Below are 17,086 nucleotides of genomic sequence, written 5' to 3'. Positions count from 1 at the left end.
CCTCAGAGTCTACGGATCCGTGCCTGCGAGCCGGCGGAGCGGCTCACCCGCCGAGATCGCAATGTGACGTCAGCCGAGCGCGGCGAGCCAGGAGTAGGCGGAGGCCTCCCACTGGGCGTACGCGTCCGGATAGGCCGAGATCTGCACCGCCTGGGCGGCCTGCGTGAAGGTCAGGTTCTCCCAGCCGGGGATGTCGCGCAGCCCGCGCGTGCGCGAGCCGTTGGGGTCGCCGGCGCCGCCGAAGAAGACGCGCGTCGCACGTGCAGCATCCTGCACCTCCGCGGCAGTGCCCCAGCCGTAGCTCGGACGCTGCTGGAACAGGCCGAGCGAGTCGCGGTCGCCCCACGTCACGTTGCGCAGCGACGATTCCTGCATCGCGGTGCCGAGTGCGATGGCGATACCTCTGTCGGAGACGCCGAGTTCCCGCCCGATGCGCACGATCAGCTGCGCGTTGGAGACCTGCTCCGACGTGAGGCCTGGGATCGAGGGGGCCGAGACCGGGATCTTGATGGTCTGTCCGGGGTAGATGATCGACGACCAGCCGAGCCCGTTGGCCGAGAGCACGGCGTTCGTCGTGACGCCGTACCGGCTCGCGATCGAGCTGATCGTCTCGCCTGCGGTGATCGTGTGCGACCCGCCCGACGTCGTGTCGGGCGCGGGAGCAGGAGCGGGCGCCGGCGCCGGCGCGGCAACGGATGCTGCGGGCGCGGCCGCGCCGGGAATCCTGATGGTCTGGCCGGGGTAGATGATCGAAGACCAGCCGAGCCCGTTGGCCGAGAGCACCGCGTTCGTCGTGGTGCCGTGGCGCTTGGCGATCGCGCTGACGGTGTCGCCGCGCTGGACGGTGTACGTGCCGGCAGACGGGGCCGGCGCGGGTGCGGCGGGCGCGGGTGCGGCGGCCGCGCTGAGCTTGAGCACCTGACCCGGGTAGATCGTCGACGACCAGCCGAGCCCGTTGAGGGCGAGCACGTCGTTCGTGCGCAGGCCGAACCGCGCCGCGATCCGGCTCACGGTGTCGCCGCGCTGCACGGTATACGTCGCGGGCGCGGTCTCGGCCGCCACCCGGACCGTGGGAAGCGCGGTGACGCGGGGGACGTTCACGGCGGCGGCGCCGAGCATGCGCGGCACGCTCACGGGCGCAGCATCCGTCGTCGCTGCATGTGCGGGCGCCGCCGACAGCGTCAGCGCGATCGAACCTGCGACGGCCACGGGGACGCCGGCGAAGATCGCTCGAGACGGCGTGCCGCTGCGGTCGACACGATTCTTTGTACTCCGGACCTGTCGCACGAGTTTCCCCCCTCAGTCGACTTCGAGAACCGTGTCACGGATGTTTATTGGTGTCAACTGGTGTTAATCAAAGAGGTTTCTGTTACTCATGAGGCCAGAGTGCGGTGGACGAGTGCCCGATGCGATCTGAGATAGTTGCTTCCGTGACCTCTGACGCCGCTCCGCGCTTCGAGACCGACTGGCTCACCCTGCCCGACCTCGTGGAGGTGCTCGGCGAACCCCTCGGCCGGGTACGCCGACTGCTCGACGAGTACTACCTCGTCGGCTCCAAGCGCGACGGCGTATTCAAGGTGCCGTCGGTCTTCGTCGTGGACGGGCACCCGCTGTCGTCGCTGCGGGGCACCGTGTTCGTCCTGCACGACGCCGGCTTCTCGGACGACGAGGCGATCGACTGGCTGCTGAGCCCCGAGGACACGATCGGGATCGCACCGATCGAGGCGCTCCTCGCCGGTCGTAAGAGCGAGGTCCGCCGGGTCGCCCGCACCCTGGCCTGACCCTTCGGCGTCCGGGGACTCAGGTCGTGCGGACCGTCGCGGCCCGCGCGAGGTCGCGCAGCTCGCCCACGGCCGCATTGCCGAGCCGTGCGCCCGAGAGTGCGCGATCGGCCTCGTGCGCGTAATCGGCGATGAGCCTCTCGACGCGGTCGAGCGCGCCGGTGTCGACGATCGTCTGCTGCAGCGACGCGATCTGGGAAGAGTCGAGGCCGGGGTCGCCGACGAGCTCGTCGACGATCCGCCGTGCGGTCGGCGCGAGCGCCTCCCGCGCATACGCGATCAGCACCGTGCGCTTTCCCTCGCGCAGGTCGTCGCCGGACGGCTTGCCGGTCGCGGCCTCATCGCCGAACACTCCCAGCACGTCGTCGCGCAGCTGGAAGGCCATGCCGAGCGGGTGCCCGAACGCGGCCAGCGCCGCCGCCTGCGCAGCATCCGCCCCCGCGAGCGCAGCGCCGATCGCGAGCGGCTGCTGCACGCTGTAACGCGCGGACTTGAAGGATGCCACGCGCAGCGCCCGCTCGGTGTGCCGGTCGTCGGGCTCGCTGGCGAACGCGGACTCCTCGGCGATGTCGAGGAACTGTCCGAGCGTGACCTCGCGACGCATCAGCGCGTACTGACGGCGGGCCGCTGCCGCGCGGTCGGGGGAGGTCTGCGCAAGACCCTCCTCGAGGAGGTCATCACTCCACGCCACGAGCAGGTCGCCGAGCAGGATCGCGCCCGAGCGGCCGAACGCGTCCGCGTCGCCGAGCCAGCCCGCGCCGCGGTGCCCGGCCTCGAGGGCGCGATGCGCCGACGGGCGGCCGCGGCGCGTGTCGGAGTTGTCGATGAGGTCGTCGTGGACGAGGGCCGCGGCGTGGAACACCTCGAGGGCGGCGGCCGCACCGATCACGGGGGCGGGTGCGGGGCCGACAGTGCCCGAAGACTCCTCCACAGCCCTCCACCCGGAGATGCAGAAGCGTCCGCGAAGGCGTTTTCCGCCGGTCACGGCATCCGCTCCGGCCGCGACGAATCGGGCCGCTTCGGGACCGGCGTCGGCCACACTCCGGCGCTGAGCCGAGACGAACATGTCCACTCGCTGGGAAATGGCTTCGATCGGCGAGGCGGAGGCGGACACGGGCCTAGCCTAGTGAGGAACGGCACGCGTACAATCGAGCCACGGAAGTACAGAGGGGGAAGCATGCCACTCTCCGAACAGGAGCAGCGCCTGCTGGACGAGATGGAACGCCATCTCATGCGCAACGACGCGGATGTCGTCAGCGCGCCCCGCGACGGACGCACTCTGAGCTATCGCAACATCGTGTACGGCACGATCCTCGTGCTGCTCGGGCTCGGCGGTCTCATCGTCGGGGTCTCGCAGCAGTTGATCGTCGTCGGCGTCATCGGATTCGTCGTGATGCTGGGCGGGGTCCTCCTCGCCGTCACTCCCGGGCGGGGCCCCGGAAAGGTGAGAGTCGAAGCCGACCGACCCGCCAAACCCCAGAACAGCGCTTCGTTCATGGACCGCATGAACGATCGCTGGGACAAGCGGCAGGAGGAGCGCTGAGCGTCCCCGCCGCCTGAACCGGCACGAGAAGCACCGACCTTCGGGTCGGTGCTTTTTTGTTGCCCGCGCGCCGGCCGTACATCCGCCCGGGCGATGAGCGGAGGAGCGTCAGATCACGAATCGGTAGCGAAGTGGAGGAGAGTGGAGTAAAGTGGCGCATAACCCGGGGTCCGGACGAAGGGGGTGTGATGTACCGATGCTTTTGGGCACGCACACACCCAAGCTCGATGACAAAGGGCGCGTCATCCTTCCGGCGAAGTTCCGCGACGACCTTGGTGGGGGTGTCGTCGTGACGCGCGGACAGGATCGCTGCCTGTACGTGTTCAGCGAGAAGGAGTTCGAGCGGGTGCACGACCGCATCCGCGAGGCGCCGCTCGCGAACAAGCAGGCGCGCGACTTCCTGCGCATGTTCCTCTCGGGCGCGAGCGCCGAGAAGCCCGACAGTCAGAACCGCATCACGATCCCCCCTCCGCTGCGCGCATACGCCGGCTTGGAGCGCGACCTCGTCGTCACCGGCGTAGGCGCTCATGCCGAGATCTGGGACGCCACGGCGTGGAACACCTACGCCGAGGCCAACGAAGAGAGCTACGCCGAGCTGGAGCAGGAGGTGATTCCGGGCCTGTTCTGAGCCCTCGGCCGTGACTCCCAGCTGCTCGTGCCCTGACGCCACTTCCCCGGCGCCAGGTCGGAGCGGATGGGGATCAGGGCCGACGGACCAGGACCGCCAGGCGACGATCATGAACCTCCGCGACATCCACACCCCCGTCATGCTCGAGCGCTGCGTCGAGCTGCTGGCGCCGGCGCTCGAGCACGACGGTGCCGTGTTCGTCGACGCCACACTCGGCATGGGCGGCCACTCCGAGGCCTTCCTCCAGCGCTTCCCGAAGCTCCAGCTCATCGGCCTCGACCGCGACACCGACGCCCTCCGCATCGCGGGGGAGCGCCTCGCCCCCTTCGGCGACCGCGTGCACCTGGTGCACACCGTCTACGACGGGATCGCGGACGCGGTGATCTCGAGCGGTTTCGCCGCGGCCGACGGCATCCTCTTCGATCTCGGCGTCTCATCGCTGCAGCTGGACGTCGCCGACCGCGGCTTCGCGTATGCGCAGGATGCGCCGCTCGACATGCGCATGGACCAGTCGGCGGGCACGACGGCCGCCGACATCCTCGCGACCTACGGCGAGGGCGACCTGCGGCGCATCTTCGAGCGGTACGGCGAGGAGAAGCTCGCCGGTCGCTACGCCCGTGCGATCATCGCCGCGCGTGCCGAGGCGCCCATCGATCGGTCCGGCCGCCTCGTCGAGATCCTGCAGGCGGCGACTCCTGCCGCCGTCCAGCGCACCGGCCACCCGGCCAAGCGCGTGTTCCAGGCCCTGCGCATCGAGGTCAACCGCGAGCTGTCGGTGCTGGAGCGGGCGGTGCCCTCTGCGCTCGGCATCCTCCCGGTCAAAGGCCGCATCGTGGTGCTCTCGTACCAGTCCCTCGAAGACAGGCTGGTGAAGCGCGCCTTCGCCGACGCCTCGGCATCCACCGCTCCGAAGGGGCTGCCGGTCGAGCTGCCCGAGCACGCCCCCAAGTTCCGACTGCTCGTCAAGGGTGCCGAGCTCGCCACCGACGAGGAGCGCGCGGTCAACCCGCGCGCCACGCCGGTGCGCCTCCGAGCCGCTGAGCGCGTGAGGCCCGAGCACGCTGGGGGTGCGTCATGAGCACGATCGCGAACGCCACGACGAGCGCGCGCTTCGGCCGGGCCGTCGCCCCGGAGAGGACGGATGCCCCGCGCCGCCGGCTGCGGGTGGTCGATGCCCCGGCCCGCCGGCGTCGTCCGAAGCTCTTCTACGGGATCGTCGCCGTGCTGGGGGCGTTCCTGATCGCCGGCGCCCAGATGTCGCTGTCGATCATGACGACGCAGGGCACGTATGAGATCGCGGCGCTGACGAAGGAGCAGCGCGACCTCACGTACGAGAAGCAGATCCTCTACGACGACGTCGCCGGGCTCAGCTCGCCGCAGTACCTGGCCGCCAACGCGGCGGCGCTCGGCATGGTCATCAACGAGGCGCCCAGCTACCTCCGGCTGAGCGACGGCGCGATCCTCGGACCGTCGGAGGTCGCGATGGGCACGTCGTCGGTCGACGCGATCGGCCGCGGATCCGTTCCCAACTCGCTCATCACGGACACACCTCTGGTCACCGTGCCCGATGCGACCATCGACGGGCTGCCGGTCGAGGTCGCCGAGACACCCGACGGCGGAGTCGGCAACACTCCGCCGCCGCTCACGGACGGACTGCCCACTCCGAGCACACACTGAAGCGACGACGCCGAGCCGAGAACCGATCGAGACGCCCCACTGCACGAGGCGCAGAGCACGAGACGCAGATGACGACACGAAGCACGAGAAGCCCCCGCCGCCGAACCGTCGTGGCCCTCGCTGTCGTCCTGGCGGTGCTGGCCGGATTCATCGTCCGCCTCGTCGACATCCAGGTCGTGAACGCCGACGATCACATCAAGGACTCGCTCGATGTCGCCTTCGCCGGCGAGCAGACGCTCTACGGCACGCGCGGGGCGATCGTCGACACCAACGGCCAGACCCTGGCTGGCAGCATCCTTCGCTACGACTGTCAGCTGTCGCCGCTGCTCATCACCCAGATCGACGAGCAGGTGCTCGCGGGAGAATCCGACGACCGACTGTGGGCGGACGTCTCGAACGACGTGGCCGAGATCACGGGCCAGACGCCCGAAGAGGTCCGTGCGATCGTCGGCGCTGCCCTCGCAGAGGACCCGAACTCGCAGTACGCGGTGCTGAAGAAGGGCGTGTCGACAGAGCAGTTCCGGGCTCTGGCCGACCTCGAGACGCCGTACATCGCGTGCGTCTCGCATCCCGCACGCACGTATCCCGACGGCGCGGTCGCCGGCAACCTCATCGGCTTCGTCGGCGCCGACGGCACCCCCCTTGAGAGCCTCGAGCAGTCCCAGAACGCGTGCCTCGCCGCGACGAACGGGACGCGGACGTACGAGAAGGGCAAGGACGGGGTCGTCATCCCGGGCACCGAGCGGGAGACACCCGCCACCGACGGCGGCACACTGCAGCTCACGATCGACCGCGATCTGCAGTGGTACATGCAGCAGCTGATCGCCGAGCAGACGCAGACGATGGCCGCCCAGCGCGGCGCGATCCTCGTCTACGAGGTGAAGACCGGCAAGGTGCGCGCGGCCGCGGAGTACCCGACCGTCGACCCCAACGACTTCGCCGCCGCCCCGGTGAAGGACCGCACGAGCAGCATCTTCACCGACTGGTTCGAGCCCGGGTCGACCTTCAAGGGCCTCACGGCGGCGACCGTCATCGACGCCGGCGGACAGACACCGAGCTCCACCGTCGTCGCATCGGGTCTCGAGGGCTTCGACGGGGGCGCGCGCGTGCGCGACTCCTTCCAGCACCCGGCGTACACCTACACGCTCACCGGCGTGCTCATCGACTCTTCGAACGCGGGCATCTCGAAGTTCAGCCAGAAGGTGGACAAGCAGACGCGCTACGACTACTTCACGCGGTTCGGCATCGGCAAGGGCACGGCATCGGGGTACCCGGGCGAAGGTCAGGGGCTCATCTACCCGGCGGATCAATGGGGAGCCCAGACGACGCTCAACACCTCGTTCGGTCAGGGCGTCACCACGACCATGCCCGAGCTCGCCCGCGCGTACGGGGCGATCGTGAACGGCGGCATGAAGATGCCGCTGCAGATCATCGAGTCGTGCACGAAGGCCGACGGCACGGTCGTCGAACCCGACGTCGCCGAGCCCGAGCGTGTCATCAGCGAGGGTACGTCGGCACAGATGCGCGAGATGCTCGAGAACGTCTTCCTCCAGGCGCCCTACGCCAAGACGGTCGCCATCCCCGGCTACCGCCTCGGCGGCAAGACGGGTACGGGTGAGAAGAGCGACGGCCAGGGCAACTACAAGGCCGGCGTCTACTACACGACGATGGTCGGCTTCGCCCCTGCCGACGACCCCGAGTACGTCGTCGTCGTCACCCTCGACGAGCCGACGAAGGTAACATCGTCTGCGGCCAACGCGACCGCGTTCCAGAAGGCCATGACCCAGGTTCTCAAGACCTACCGCGTCATGCCCTCGACGACGTCGCCGGAGCTGCTGCCCAAGTTCGGGTAGTGTCCCGAGCTTCCGGAGTTCCCCACATGATCGCGCTCAACATCGCCCAGATCGCCCGTGCCGTCTCGGGCGAGGTGCACCTCGAGAACGGTGACACCCTCGACACCGTCGTGTCGGGGGCCGTCGACACCGACTCCCGCCTGATCGAGCCCGGCGGCATCTTCGTCGCCAAGCCGGGCGAATCCACCGACGGGCATCTGTTCGTCGACGCCGCCGTCGAGAAGGGGGCCGCGCTGGCCCTCGTCGAGCGGCGGGTCACGGCATCCGTGTCCCAGATCGTGGTGCCCGATGTGGTCGCCGCCATCGCGGACCTCGCCCGCGAGGTCGTGAGGACGGTGAAGGATGCCGGAGACCTGCGCGTCGTCGGGATCACCGGGTCAAACGGCAAGACCACGACGAAGAACCTGCTCGCCCGCATCCTCGAGGGGGAGGGCGAGACCGTTTCGCCGAAGGCGTCGTTCAACAACGAGGTCGGAGCGCCGCTCACGATGCTGCGCGTCACCGGCACCACCAAGTACCTCGTCAGCGAGTTCGGCGCGAGCGCGCCCGGCGAGATCGCGCGCCTCGCCGGGCTGGTCGACCCCGACGTCGGCGTCGTGCTCATGGTCGGCATGGCCCACGCGGGCGGCTTCGGTGGCATCGAGGCGACGTTCCACGCCAAGTCCGAGCTCGTCCGCGCGCTGAGCACCGGGGGAGTGGCGGTGCTCAACGCCGACGACGCCCGGGTTGCGGCGATGGCCCCGATCGCCGCCGAGCAGGGTGCCTCGGTGCGCTGGTTCGGCCGCGGCCCCGCCGCCGATGTGCGCGCCGACGACGTCGTGGTCACAGCATCCGGGACCTCCTTCACCGTCACCGCCGACGGCGTCTCGCTGCCGGTGCGCCTGAGGGTCCTGGGCGAGCACCACGTGATGAACGCGCTGGCCGCGATCGCCGCGGCGACGACGTTCGGCGTCTCGCTCGCCGATGCCGTCGCTCGCCTCGAGACCGTCGAGATCGCCGAGCGGTGGCGCATGCAGCCGCTCGGCTCGGACCGCGTGCGCATCATCAACGACGCCTACAACGCGAGCCCCGACTCGATGGCGGCTGCCTTGCGCACCCTCGCGCAGATCACCGCGCCAGACGAGCGCACCGTCGCCGTGCTCGGCGCGATGAGCGAGCTCGGCGAGTACGCCGAAGAGGAGCACGACCGCGTCGGGCTGCTGGCCGTGAGACTCGGCATCCAGCGCATCGTCGTCGTGGGCGACCCGGCGCGCCGCATGTACCTCGAGGCGGTCGCGCAGGGCTCGTGGGACAACGAGGCCGTCTTCTTCTCGACCGCCGACGAGGCGTTCGACTACCTGCAGGGCGAGCTGCGCGACGGCGACCGCGTGCTGGTGAAGTCCTCGAACTCAGCGGGGCTCCGGTTCCTCGGCGATCGTCTGGGAGAATCGTTCTCGTGAGATCTCTCCTTACCGCGGCGGCGATCTCGCTGGCATTCACCCTCTTCCTCACCCCGGTGTTCCTGCGGCTCTTCCGCAAATGGGGCTGGGGCCAGGTCATCCGGACACCGGAAGACATCCGCAACCCCAACCACCAGACCAAGCGCGGCACGCCCACGATGGGCGGCACCATCTTCATCGTCGGCACGATCGTCGGCTACCTGGTCGGGTGCTACGTGGGCAACAACCCGCCGACGATCTCGGGTCTGCTCGTCATCTGGATGATGGTCGGGCTCGGCGCGGTCGGCTTCATCGACGACTACATGAAAGTGCGCCAGCAGAAGTTCATGGGCCTGAGCGGCTGGCGCAAGGTCGCCGGCCAGGTCGCAGTCACGGTGCCGTTCGGCATCGTCGCCCTGAACTTCCCGAACCAGTTCGACCAGACGCCGGCGTCGCCGTTCGTGTCGGTCTTCCGCGATGTTCCGGCCCTGGGGTTCATGACGCTCGGGCTCGTCATCGGCTGGATCCTCTACCTCGCATGGGTGACGTTCATCGGGGTCGCGTTCTCCAACAGCACGAACGTGACCGACGGGCTCGACGGGATGGCCGCGGGAGCGGCGATCTTCGTCGTCGGTGCCTACAGCCTCATCGCGTTCTGGCAGTTCAACCAGGCGTGCTGGGGAGGCGACGCGCTCTCGGCCGCGGCGAAGGCTGCCTGCTATCCGACGCGCGACCCGTTCGATCTGGCGATCGTCTCGGCGTCCTTCGTCGGGGCGCTGGTCGGGTTCCTCTGGTGGAACGCGCCCAAGGCCAAGGTCTTCATGGGCGACGTCGGGTCCATGGCGATCGGCGGCGTCATCGCTGCGATGGCGATCCTCACCCGGACCGAGCTGCTGGCCGTGCTGGTCGCCGGCGTCTTCATCATCGGCCCCGGGTCGGTGATCCTGCAGCGGCTCTACTTCAAGATCACGCGCGGCAAACGCCTGTTCCTCATGAGCCCGTTCCACCACCACCTCGAGCTGCGAGGGTGGTCGGAGGTCACGATCGTCGTGCGCATGTGGATCATCGCCGGCCTCCTCGCGGTGTCGGGCGTCGGATTCTTCTACGTCGAATGGCTCTCTCGCACATGACCCCGGATCGCCTCCGCGCCCTGACCAGCTGGAACGCCGACTGGAAGGGTCTGCGGGTCGCCGTGCTCGGCCTCTCGGTCACCGGCTTCTCCGTCGCCGACACGCTCGCCGAGCTCGGCGCCGACGTCCTCGTCGTGACCGAGAAGGCAGACGAGGAGTACGAGCGCCTGCTGCCCGTCATCGGCGCACGCCTGTGGACGGGATCGCTCGAGTCGGTGCCCGCCGAGCTCATCGAGTTCGCGCCCGAGGTCGTCGTGGCGTCGCCGGGCTTCGCGCCGCGGCATCCGCTCATCTCGTGGGCGCGGGAGAACGGCATCGCGCTGTGGGGAGACGTCGAACTCGCGTGGCGCGTGCGCGACAAGGTGGTGCGTGCGGACGGCACGCCCGCCGACTGGATCCTCATCACGGGCACCAACGGCAAGACCACCACCACCCGTCTCACGGCCAGCATGCTCGTCGCGGGCGGCTTGCGCGCCGCGCCGGTCGGCAACATCGGCACGCCGGTGCTCGACGCGGTGCGGGACCCCTCCGGCTTCGACGCGCTGGTGGTCGAGCTGTCGAGCCACCAGCTCTGGTATCTCGGGCTGCAGGACTCGGACGACCCGCTGTCGCCCTACGCCGCGGTGTGCCTCAACCTCGCCGACGACCATCTCGAGTGGCACGGATCGTTCGAGGAGTACCGCGCCGCCAAGGCGCACGTGTACGACAACACGCGTGCGGCCTGCGTCTACAACAAGGCGGATGCCGCCACCCAGGCGATGGTCGAAGACGCCGAGGTCGTCGAGGGCGCCCGCGCCATCGGCTTCGACCTCGGCGTGCCGGGACCGAGCGACCTGGGTGTCGTCGAGGGGATCGTCGTCGACCGCGCGTTCCTCGAGGACCGGCACAAGAGCGCCCTCGAACTCACCACGGTCGAGGAGCTCGCCTCCCTCGGACTGGCGGCGCCGCACATCGTCGCGAACATCCTGGCGGCGTCGGCGCTCGCGCGATCGCTGGATGTCGCACCCGCGGCGATCCGCGACGCGCTGCGCGGCTTCCGCCTCGACCCGCATCGCATCGAGGTCGTCGCGCGCCACGACGGCGTCACGTGGGTGGACGACTCCAAGGCCACCAACCCCCACGCCGCGGCCTCGTCGCTCGCGGCCTACCCGGGAGCCGTCTGGGTCGTCGGCGGGCTCCTCAAGGGGGTCGACATCGCAGACCTCGTCTCGGGCCGCGGCGCCGGAGCGAAGGCGGCGATCGTCATCGGCCTCGACCGCACCGCGGTCGTGGCCGCGTTCGAGCGACACGCGCCGGCGGTGCCCGTCTTCGAGGTGGACGCCGATGAGACTGAAGAGGTCATGGCGCAGGTCGTCGAACTGGCGGCAGGGGTGGCGCGTGACGGGGACGTGGTTCTTCTCGCTCCCGCTGCCGCATCCTTCGACCAGTTCGCGTCGTACGCGGACCGCGGCCGCAGATTCGCTGCAGCGGTGAGGGAACGGATCGGAACGGGGGACCCGGGTGACCACGACGCAGCCGCCTCGGGCCCGCCAGACGCGCCCCGCCCCGGCGACGACCGAGGCTGACAAGCCGGCACGTCGCGGGCTCGCCGCCCGCGTCTCGCTCGGGCGCGTGTTCGCACCCGTGCCGAGCGAGTTCCTGCTCATCGCCTCGACCGCGCTGCTGCTGACCGTCTTCGGGCTGGTCATGGTGCTGTCGGCGACCTCCGCGACGGCGACCGCCGCCGGCGAGGCGCCGTGGGAGATGGTGCTCAAGCAGGTCGTCTTCGCCGTGATCGGCATCCCGCTGATGTTCATCGCGAGCCGCCTGCCGGTGACGTTCTGGAAGAAGATCGCGTGGCCGGCGCTCATCTTCGGCGTCGCCTTCCAGCTCCTCGTCTTCACGCCGCTCGGCCACGGCGCCGACGGAAACCGCAACTGGATCATCATCGGCGGCTTCCAGGCGCAGCCGTCGGAGTTCCTCAAGCTCGGCCTGGCGCTGTGGGTCGCGTTCGTGCTGTTCCGCAAGCGCACACTGCTGACCAAGTGGCAGCACGTGTTCATCCCGCTCGTCCCCGTCGCGGGCCTCGCGATCGCGACGGTGCTCGCCGGCGACGACCTCGGCACCGCGATGATCCTCGTGCTCATCGTGCTGGGCGCGCTGTTCTTCTCGGGCGTGAAGCTCCGCATCTTCGTCCTGCCCGCGATCGCGGCGGCGGGTGCCGTGGCGTTCCTCGCCGTGACGAGCCCCGACCGCATGCGTCGGTTCATGAGCTTCCTGAACCCGAATTGCCTCGACGACTACTTCAACGACTGCTACCAGCCGCTGCACGGGATCTGGGGACTCGCGAGCGGAGGGATCTTCGGCCTCGGTCTGGGCAACTCGCGCGAGAAGTACGACTGGCTCCCCGCGGCGGCGAACGACTACATCTTCGCCATCGTGGGCGAAGAGCTCGGTCTCATCGGCTGCGCGGTCGTGCTGGCGCTGTTCGCCCTCTTCGCGGTCGGCGCGTTCCACGTCATCCGCAAGACCGACGACCCGTTCGTGCGCATCGCGGCCGGCGGGATCACGGTGTGGATCGTCGGGCAGGCGCTCATCAACATCGGGGTCGTGCTGCGCGTGTTCCCGGTGCTCGGCGTGCCGCTGCCGTTCATGTCGCAGGGCGGCACGTCGCTGCTGTCGGTGCTGCTGGCGTGCGGCGTGCTGCTCGCGTTCGCGCGATCGCTGCCGGCATCCGTCGCGCGCCGCGAAGCTGCGATCGCGTCGGCCCGCGCCGCGCGCGAGCGCGCGAAGCTCCGCGCCGTCCGCTGACCACGGGCTGCCGCCGGGGTTTGGGGCGTGCGGCGTGCGTTCGGGGCGCACGCCGTGCACCCCGAACGACCGCGACGCGCCCCAAACCCGGGAGGGACCGAGCCGGGTAGGCTCGGGGAGTGACGACGTATCTTCTCGCCGGCGGCGGCACCGCCGGACACGTCAACCCGCTCCTGGCTGTCGCCGACGCGCTGCGCGCACGCGACCCCGAGGCCGAGGTGCTCGTGCTCGGCACTCGCGAGGGGCTCGAGGCGCGGCTCGTGCCCGAGCGCGGCTACGAACTCCTGTTCGTCGACAAGGTGCCGTTCCCGCGCCGTCCGAACAAGGCGGCGGCCGCGTTCCCGGCGCGTTTCCCCCGCGCGATCTCGCAGGTGCGCGCGCACATCGCCCAGCGCGGCGTCGACGTCCTCGTCGGGTTCGGCGGCTACGCGTCGGCTCCCGCGTACGTCGCGGCGCGGCGCGAGAACGTGCCGTTCGTCGTGCACGAGGCGAATGCCCGCCCGGGTCTCGCGAACGTGCTCGGCGCCCGTCGCGCGGCGGGCGTCGGCGTGGCGTTCGAGGGGACCCCGCTGAAGCGCTCGACGGTCGTCGGCATGCCGCTGCGCCGCGAGATCGTGTCGCTCGACCGCGAGGCGCTCCGCGACCAGGCCGCCGCGTACTTCGGCCTCGATCCGGCGAAGCCCGTGCTCCTCGTGTTCGGCGGCTCGCTCGGCGCCCAGCGACTCAACGCCGCCTTCGGCGAGGGACACGGCGAGGGCTGGCGCGCCGTCGTCGACGCCGGGTGGCAGCTGCTGCACGTCACCGGCGAGCGCTCCGAACTCGTCGACCCCGCCGCGCCCGGCTATGTCGTCCGCCGGTACGTGGATCGGATGGACCTTGCCTTCGCCCTCGCCGACTTCATCGTCTCGCGCGCGGGCTCCGCCACCGTCAGCGAGATCAGTGCGCTGGGCATCCCCACCGCCTACGTGCCGTACGCCGTCGGCAACGGCGAGCAGGCGCTGAACGCCTCGTCAGCGGTCCGCGCGGGCGCGGCGATCCTGATCCCGGATGCTGAGTTCACCGGCGAGCGCGTGCGGTCCGAGGTCGTGCCGTTCCTGGCCGACAAGGCCCGCCGCGCGGCCATGGCGGCGGCCGCAGCATCCGTCGGCACCCGCACGGGTACGGAGAACGTCGTCGCGATGATCGACGACGCTCTCCGCGCCTGAGATGCGCGTCATTACGGCCTCACTGACCGCGCTGTGCATCCTCGCGTTGAGCGGATGCGTCGTCGGCCCGGGGGAGCCGAAGGGCGGACCGACTCCGACGGCGTTTCTGCAGCGCGAGGAGCTTCCGTCGTGCGGCACTGTCGAGCTCGATCAGGGTGAGGCGGTCCCGACAGGAGACATCGCCTGCCTCGAGGAGGCGACGTCCGCCGGCGCAGAGCTCGCAGTGACGCGACCGACCGTCGAGGGCGACCCGATCACGCAGTACTACCGGGTGCTCCCCGGCGGCGGGTGGGAGATCTACACCGACATGACCAAGGATGCGTACGGCGAGGGGTGGTGGCTCGACGAGTGCCCCGAGGCGCTGTCGATGTCGCAGCTCGGCGAGTGCACGAACACCAAGCTGTGACGCGAGCGGGCTGAGCCGGGCCCTCCAGCGCGCCGGGGCCGCAGCATCCGTGACCCGACCTAGACTTGACCGGTCATGATCAGACCCGATCTCAGTCTTCCCATTCCCGACGACATCACCGCCGCGCACTTCATCGGAATCGGCGGATCCGGCATGTCGGGGCTCGCCCGCATGTACGTGGAGCGCGGGATCCGCGTCTCGGGCTCCGATCGCGCCGACAGCAAGGCGCTGCGCGAACTCGCTGAGCTCGGTGCGACCGTCTACGTCGGGCACGACGCCGCGAACCTCGCCGACGACGTCGACACCGTCGTGCACACAGGCGCGATCTGGCCCGAGAACCCCGAGTTCGTGCTCGCGAAAGAGCGCGGACTTCACGTCATCCATCGCTCACAGGCGCTGTACTGGCTGATCGGCGGCCGCCGCCTCGTGTCGGTCGCCGGCGCGCACGGCAAGACCACGTCGACGGGCATGATCGTCACCGCCCTCCGGGATCTCGGCGTCCAGCCGACCTTCGTCAACGGAGGCGTGATCGCGCAGCTCGGCGTCTCCAGCGGCAGCGGCTCGGACGACCTGTTCGTCATCGAGGCCGACGAGTCGGACGGCACGTTCCTGCTCTATGACACGTCGGTCGCGCTCATCACGAACGTCGACCCCGACCACCTCGACCACTGGGGCACGCGCGACGCGTTCTACGCCGCGTTCGCCCGGTTCGCGAACGAGGCGCGCGAAGCCGTCGTCATCTCGTCCGACGATGCGGGCGCGCAGCTCGTCACCGCCCAGCTGACACACCCTCACGTCGTCACCTTCGGCGAAGCCGACGGCGCCACGGTGCGGGTCAGCGACATCGTGACCGACGGCCCCGTCTCGTTCCGCATCACGCACGACGGCGTGACCGTCGACGCGCAGCTGCCGGTGCCCGGCGCGCACAACGCGATCAACGCCGCCGGCGCTGTCGCCGTGCTGCTCACGCTCGGCCACGATCTCGAGCCCGCGGTCCGCGCGGTCGAGGGCTTCGCCGGCACCGTCCGCCGCTTCGAGCTGCACGGCGTCGAGCGCGGCGTGAGCGTCTTCGACGACTACGCCCATCACCCGACCGAGGTCGCCGCCGCCCTCGCGGCCGCGCGCTCGGTCGTCGGCGACGGGCGTCTCATCGCGATCCAGCAGCCGCACACCTACTCGCGCACGCAGGAGATGTACCGCGAGTTCGCCGAGGTGCTCGAGCGGTACGCCGACCATACGGTGATGCTCGACGTGTACGGAGCCCGCGAAGACCCCGTGCCCGGTGTCACGGGAGAGCTCGTGAGCGGCGCGTTCGCGGACCCGTCGCACGTGCACTACGTGCCCGACTGGCAGGAGGCCGCCGACTACACGGCCTCGGTCGCCCGAGACGGCGACTACGTCATCACGCTCGGCTGCGGCAACGTGTACCTCATCATTCCGCAGGTGCTCGAGGCCCTCGGCCGCGAGGACGCCGGAGCGTAGGGGTCGTATGCGCCGCCCGTCGCCGTTGCCGCAGCCGCCGGTCGCCTCGCGCGGCACGGCGGAGAAGGCCGCGCCGGCGCGCGCCCCCCGTCGCGTCGATGCACCCGCGCCGCGCACGGCGGAGCGCGAGCCCGAGGAGCCGACGCTCGACGAGAGCCCCACGGCGCCCGTCATCCCGCTGGCGCCGCCGACGCCGCTGGCCGACGCGAAGCCGACGCTCGCGGAGGCGACGACGGGCGAGGCGACGGATGCTGCGGACGTCGGCTTCCGCGAGGTGTTCAAGGCGGCTCGCGCCCGGCGCAAGGCGCTGCGCGCCGAGATCCGCCGCTTCACCGTGCGCCAGCGACGCCGGCGTGCGGTGTGGCTCGGGGCGGCAGCATCCGTTCTGCTCCTCGCCCTCGGCACTCTCGGCGCCGCGTACAGTCCGCTCTTCGGGGTGGAGAAGATCACGGTGGTGGGCGCGCAGCAGCTCGCCGTCGCCGACATCACCGACGCCCTGTCGGGGCAGCTCGGAACGCCGTTGCCGCTCGTGGACGAGAGCGCCGTCAAGGCCGAGCTCGTCGCATTCCCGCTGATCGAGACCTACGCGCTCGAGGCGCGCCCGCCGCACGAGCTGGTGGTGCGGATCGTCGAGCGCACGCCGATCGGCCTCATCGAGACCCGCGCCGGCTACACGCTCGTCGACGCGGCGGGGGTCGCCCTCTCGACCACGGCGACGCCGAGCCCCGGCACGCCGCTGCTCACGATCACCGGCGGCGTGGATTCCGAGGCCTTCGCCGCTGCCGGCCGGGTCATGCGATCGCTGCCCGAGGAGATCCGCGCACAGGTGACGGCGGTCACGGCCTCCACCCCCGACGACGTCACGCTCGAGCTGGGCGGCACGAACACCCAGGTGGTGTGGGGGAGTGCCGAGGAGTCGGCGAAGAAGGCGTATGTGCTGCAGGCGACGATGGCCGCCCGCCCGCCCGCTGACGTGTTCTCTTATGACGTCTCGTCACCGGACGCCGTCGTCGTCCGCTGACCTCCGCGCCTTCCTGCAGCGACTTCCGGCACCAGATGCCGCGACACGCCGACTCGGTCCGAGCGCGCGCGCGGCATCCGCCTACTTTCGTGACAAAGGAATTGCATACCGGGCAATTCTTTATACCTCTACTAGAGGTTGAAGGTTTAGAC

General features: G+C 70.2%; 16 protein-coding genes. 14 read left to right on the top strand and 2 right to left on the bottom strand.

The features are described 5' to 3' along the window. Window positions 1-69: 69 nt before the first annotated feature. The gene (locus MRBLWH7_RS05630; RefSeq protein WP_341999976.1) at window positions 70-1,209 is read right to left on the bottom strand and encodes a LysM peptidoglycan-binding domain-containing protein; all 1,140 of its coding nucleotides are present in this window, start codon (window positions 1,207-1,209) and stop codon (window positions 70-72) included. Window positions 1,210-1,430: 221 nt separating this feature from the next. Here MRBLWH7_RS05630 and MRBLWH7_RS05625 point away from each other — a divergent pair, with 221 nt between their 5' ends. Then, window positions 1,431-1,781 carry an Rv2175c family DNA-binding protein gene (locus MRBLWH7_RS05625; RefSeq protein WP_341999973.1) on the top strand — a complete coding sequence of 117 codons (351 nt, stop codon included), beginning with the start codon at window positions 1,431-1,433 and terminating at the stop codon, window positions 1,779-1,781. A 19-nt stretch (window positions 1,782-1,800) separates the two neighbouring features. Here the strand turns inward: MRBLWH7_RS05625 and MRBLWH7_RS05620 are convergent, their stop codons facing one another. Next, window positions 1,801-2,895 carry a polyprenyl synthetase family protein gene (locus MRBLWH7_RS05620; RefSeq protein WP_341999969.1) on the bottom strand — a complete coding sequence of 365 codons (1,095 nt, stop codon included), beginning with the start codon at window positions 2,893-2,895 and terminating at the stop codon, window positions 1,801-1,803. Window positions 2,896-2,958: 63 nt separating this feature from the next. Between MRBLWH7_RS05620 and MRBLWH7_RS05615 the strand changes: the two genes are divergently transcribed. From MRBLWH7_RS05615 to MRBLWH7_RS05555, 13 genes are all read left to right on the top strand, one after another. Continuing rightward, window positions 2,959-3,324, top strand: coding sequence for a DUF3040 domain-containing protein (locus MRBLWH7_RS05615; protein WP_341999966.1), 366 nt, complete (start codon window positions 2,959-2,961; stop codon window positions 3,322-3,324). Window positions 3,325-3,520: 196 nt separating this feature from the next. Next, complete coding sequence (gene mraZ / locus MRBLWH7_RS05610; protein WP_056367092.1) at window positions 3,521-3,952, top strand: division/cell wall cluster transcriptional repressor MraZ; 432 nt, start codon at window positions 3,521-3,523, stop codon at window positions 3,950-3,952. 109 nt (window positions 3,953-4,061) lie between these two features. After that, the gene (gene rsmH / locus MRBLWH7_RS05605; protein ID WP_341999960.1) at window positions 4,062-5,030 is read left to right on the top strand and encodes a 16S rRNA (cytosine(1402)-N(4))-methyltransferase RsmH; all 969 of its coding nucleotides are present in this window, start codon (window positions 4,062-4,064) and stop codon (window positions 5,028-5,030) included. Then, complete coding sequence (locus MRBLWH7_RS05600; protein ID WP_341999958.1) at window positions 5,027-5,629, top strand: hypothetical protein; 603 nt, start codon at window positions 5,027-5,029, stop codon at window positions 5,627-5,629. The genes rsmH and MRBLWH7_RS05600 overlap by 4 nt, the downstream gene beginning before the upstream one ends. A gap of 68 nt (window positions 5,630-5,697) precedes the next feature. Continuing rightward, window positions 5,698-7,482 carry a penicillin-binding protein 2 gene (locus MRBLWH7_RS05595; RefSeq protein ID WP_341999955.1) on the top strand — a complete coding sequence of 595 codons (1,785 nt, stop codon included), beginning with the start codon at window positions 5,698-5,700 and terminating at the stop codon, window positions 7,480-7,482. 26 nt (window positions 7,483-7,508) lie between these two features. Further along, the gene (gene murF, locus MRBLWH7_RS05590; protein ID WP_341999953.1) at window positions 7,509-8,921 is read left to right on the top strand and encodes a UDP-N-acetylmuramoyl-tripeptide--D-alanyl-D-alanine ligase; all 1,413 of its coding nucleotides are present in this window, start codon (window positions 7,509-7,511) and stop codon (window positions 8,919-8,921) included. After that, window positions 8,918-10,030 carry a phospho-N-acetylmuramoyl-pentapeptide-transferase gene (gene mraY, locus MRBLWH7_RS05585; protein WP_341999951.1) on the top strand — a complete coding sequence of 371 codons (1,113 nt, stop codon included), beginning with the start codon at window positions 8,918-8,920 and terminating at the stop codon, window positions 10,028-10,030. The genes murF and mraY overlap by 4 nt, the downstream gene beginning before the upstream one ends. Then, window positions 10,027-11,595, top strand: coding sequence for a UDP-N-acetylmuramoyl-L-alanine--D-glutamate ligase (murD, locus tag MRBLWH7_RS05580; RefSeq protein ID WP_341999949.1), 1,569 nt, complete (start codon window positions 10,027-10,029; stop codon window positions 11,593-11,595). Before mraY ends, murD begins: the two co-directional genes overlap by 4 nt. Further along, the gene (gene ftsW, locus MRBLWH7_RS05575; protein WP_341999947.1) at window positions 11,531-12,820 is read left to right on the top strand and encodes a putative lipid II flippase FtsW; all 1,290 of its coding nucleotides are present in this window, start codon (window positions 11,531-11,533) and stop codon (window positions 12,818-12,820) included. Before murD ends, ftsW begins: the two co-directional genes overlap by 65 nt. Window positions 12,821-12,939: 119 nt before the next feature. Beyond that, window positions 12,940-14,025: a UDP-N-acetylglucosamine--N-acetylmuramyl-(pentapeptide) pyrophosphoryl-undecaprenol N-acetylglucosamine transferase gene (locus tag MRBLWH7_RS05570; protein ID WP_341999945.1), complete on the top strand. Its 1,086-nt coding sequence runs from the start codon at window positions 12,940-12,942 to the stop codon at window positions 14,023-14,025. A 1-nt stretch (window position 14,026) separates the two neighbouring features. Next, the gene (locus MRBLWH7_RS05565; protein ID WP_341999943.1) at window positions 14,027-14,431 is read left to right on the top strand and encodes a hypothetical protein; all 405 of its coding nucleotides are present in this window, start codon (window positions 14,027-14,029) and stop codon (window positions 14,429-14,431) included. A gap of 75 nt (window positions 14,432-14,506) precedes the next feature. Next, a complete protein-coding gene (gene murC, locus MRBLWH7_RS05560) occupies window positions 14,507-15,913 on the top strand; it encodes a UDP-N-acetylmuramate--L-alanine ligase (RefSeq protein WP_341999940.1) in 1,407 nt (468 codons plus the stop codon). A 7-nt stretch (window positions 15,914-15,920) separates the two neighbouring features. Further along, the gene (locus tag MRBLWH7_RS05555; RefSeq protein WP_341999939.1) at window positions 15,921-16,934 is read left to right on the top strand and encodes an FtsQ-type POTRA domain-containing protein; all 1,014 of its coding nucleotides are present in this window, start codon (window positions 15,921-15,923) and stop codon (window positions 16,932-16,934) included. Window positions 16,935-17,086: the final 152 nt, after the last annotated feature.

Source organism: Microbacterium sp. LWH7-1.2, assembly GCF_038397755.1.
Classification (GTDB): domain Bacteria; phylum Actinomycetota; class Actinomycetes; order Actinomycetales; family Microbacteriaceae; genus Microbacterium.
Note: the sequence above shows the minus strand (reverse complement) of the source record. Positions and strands in the feature narration are given on the sequence as shown.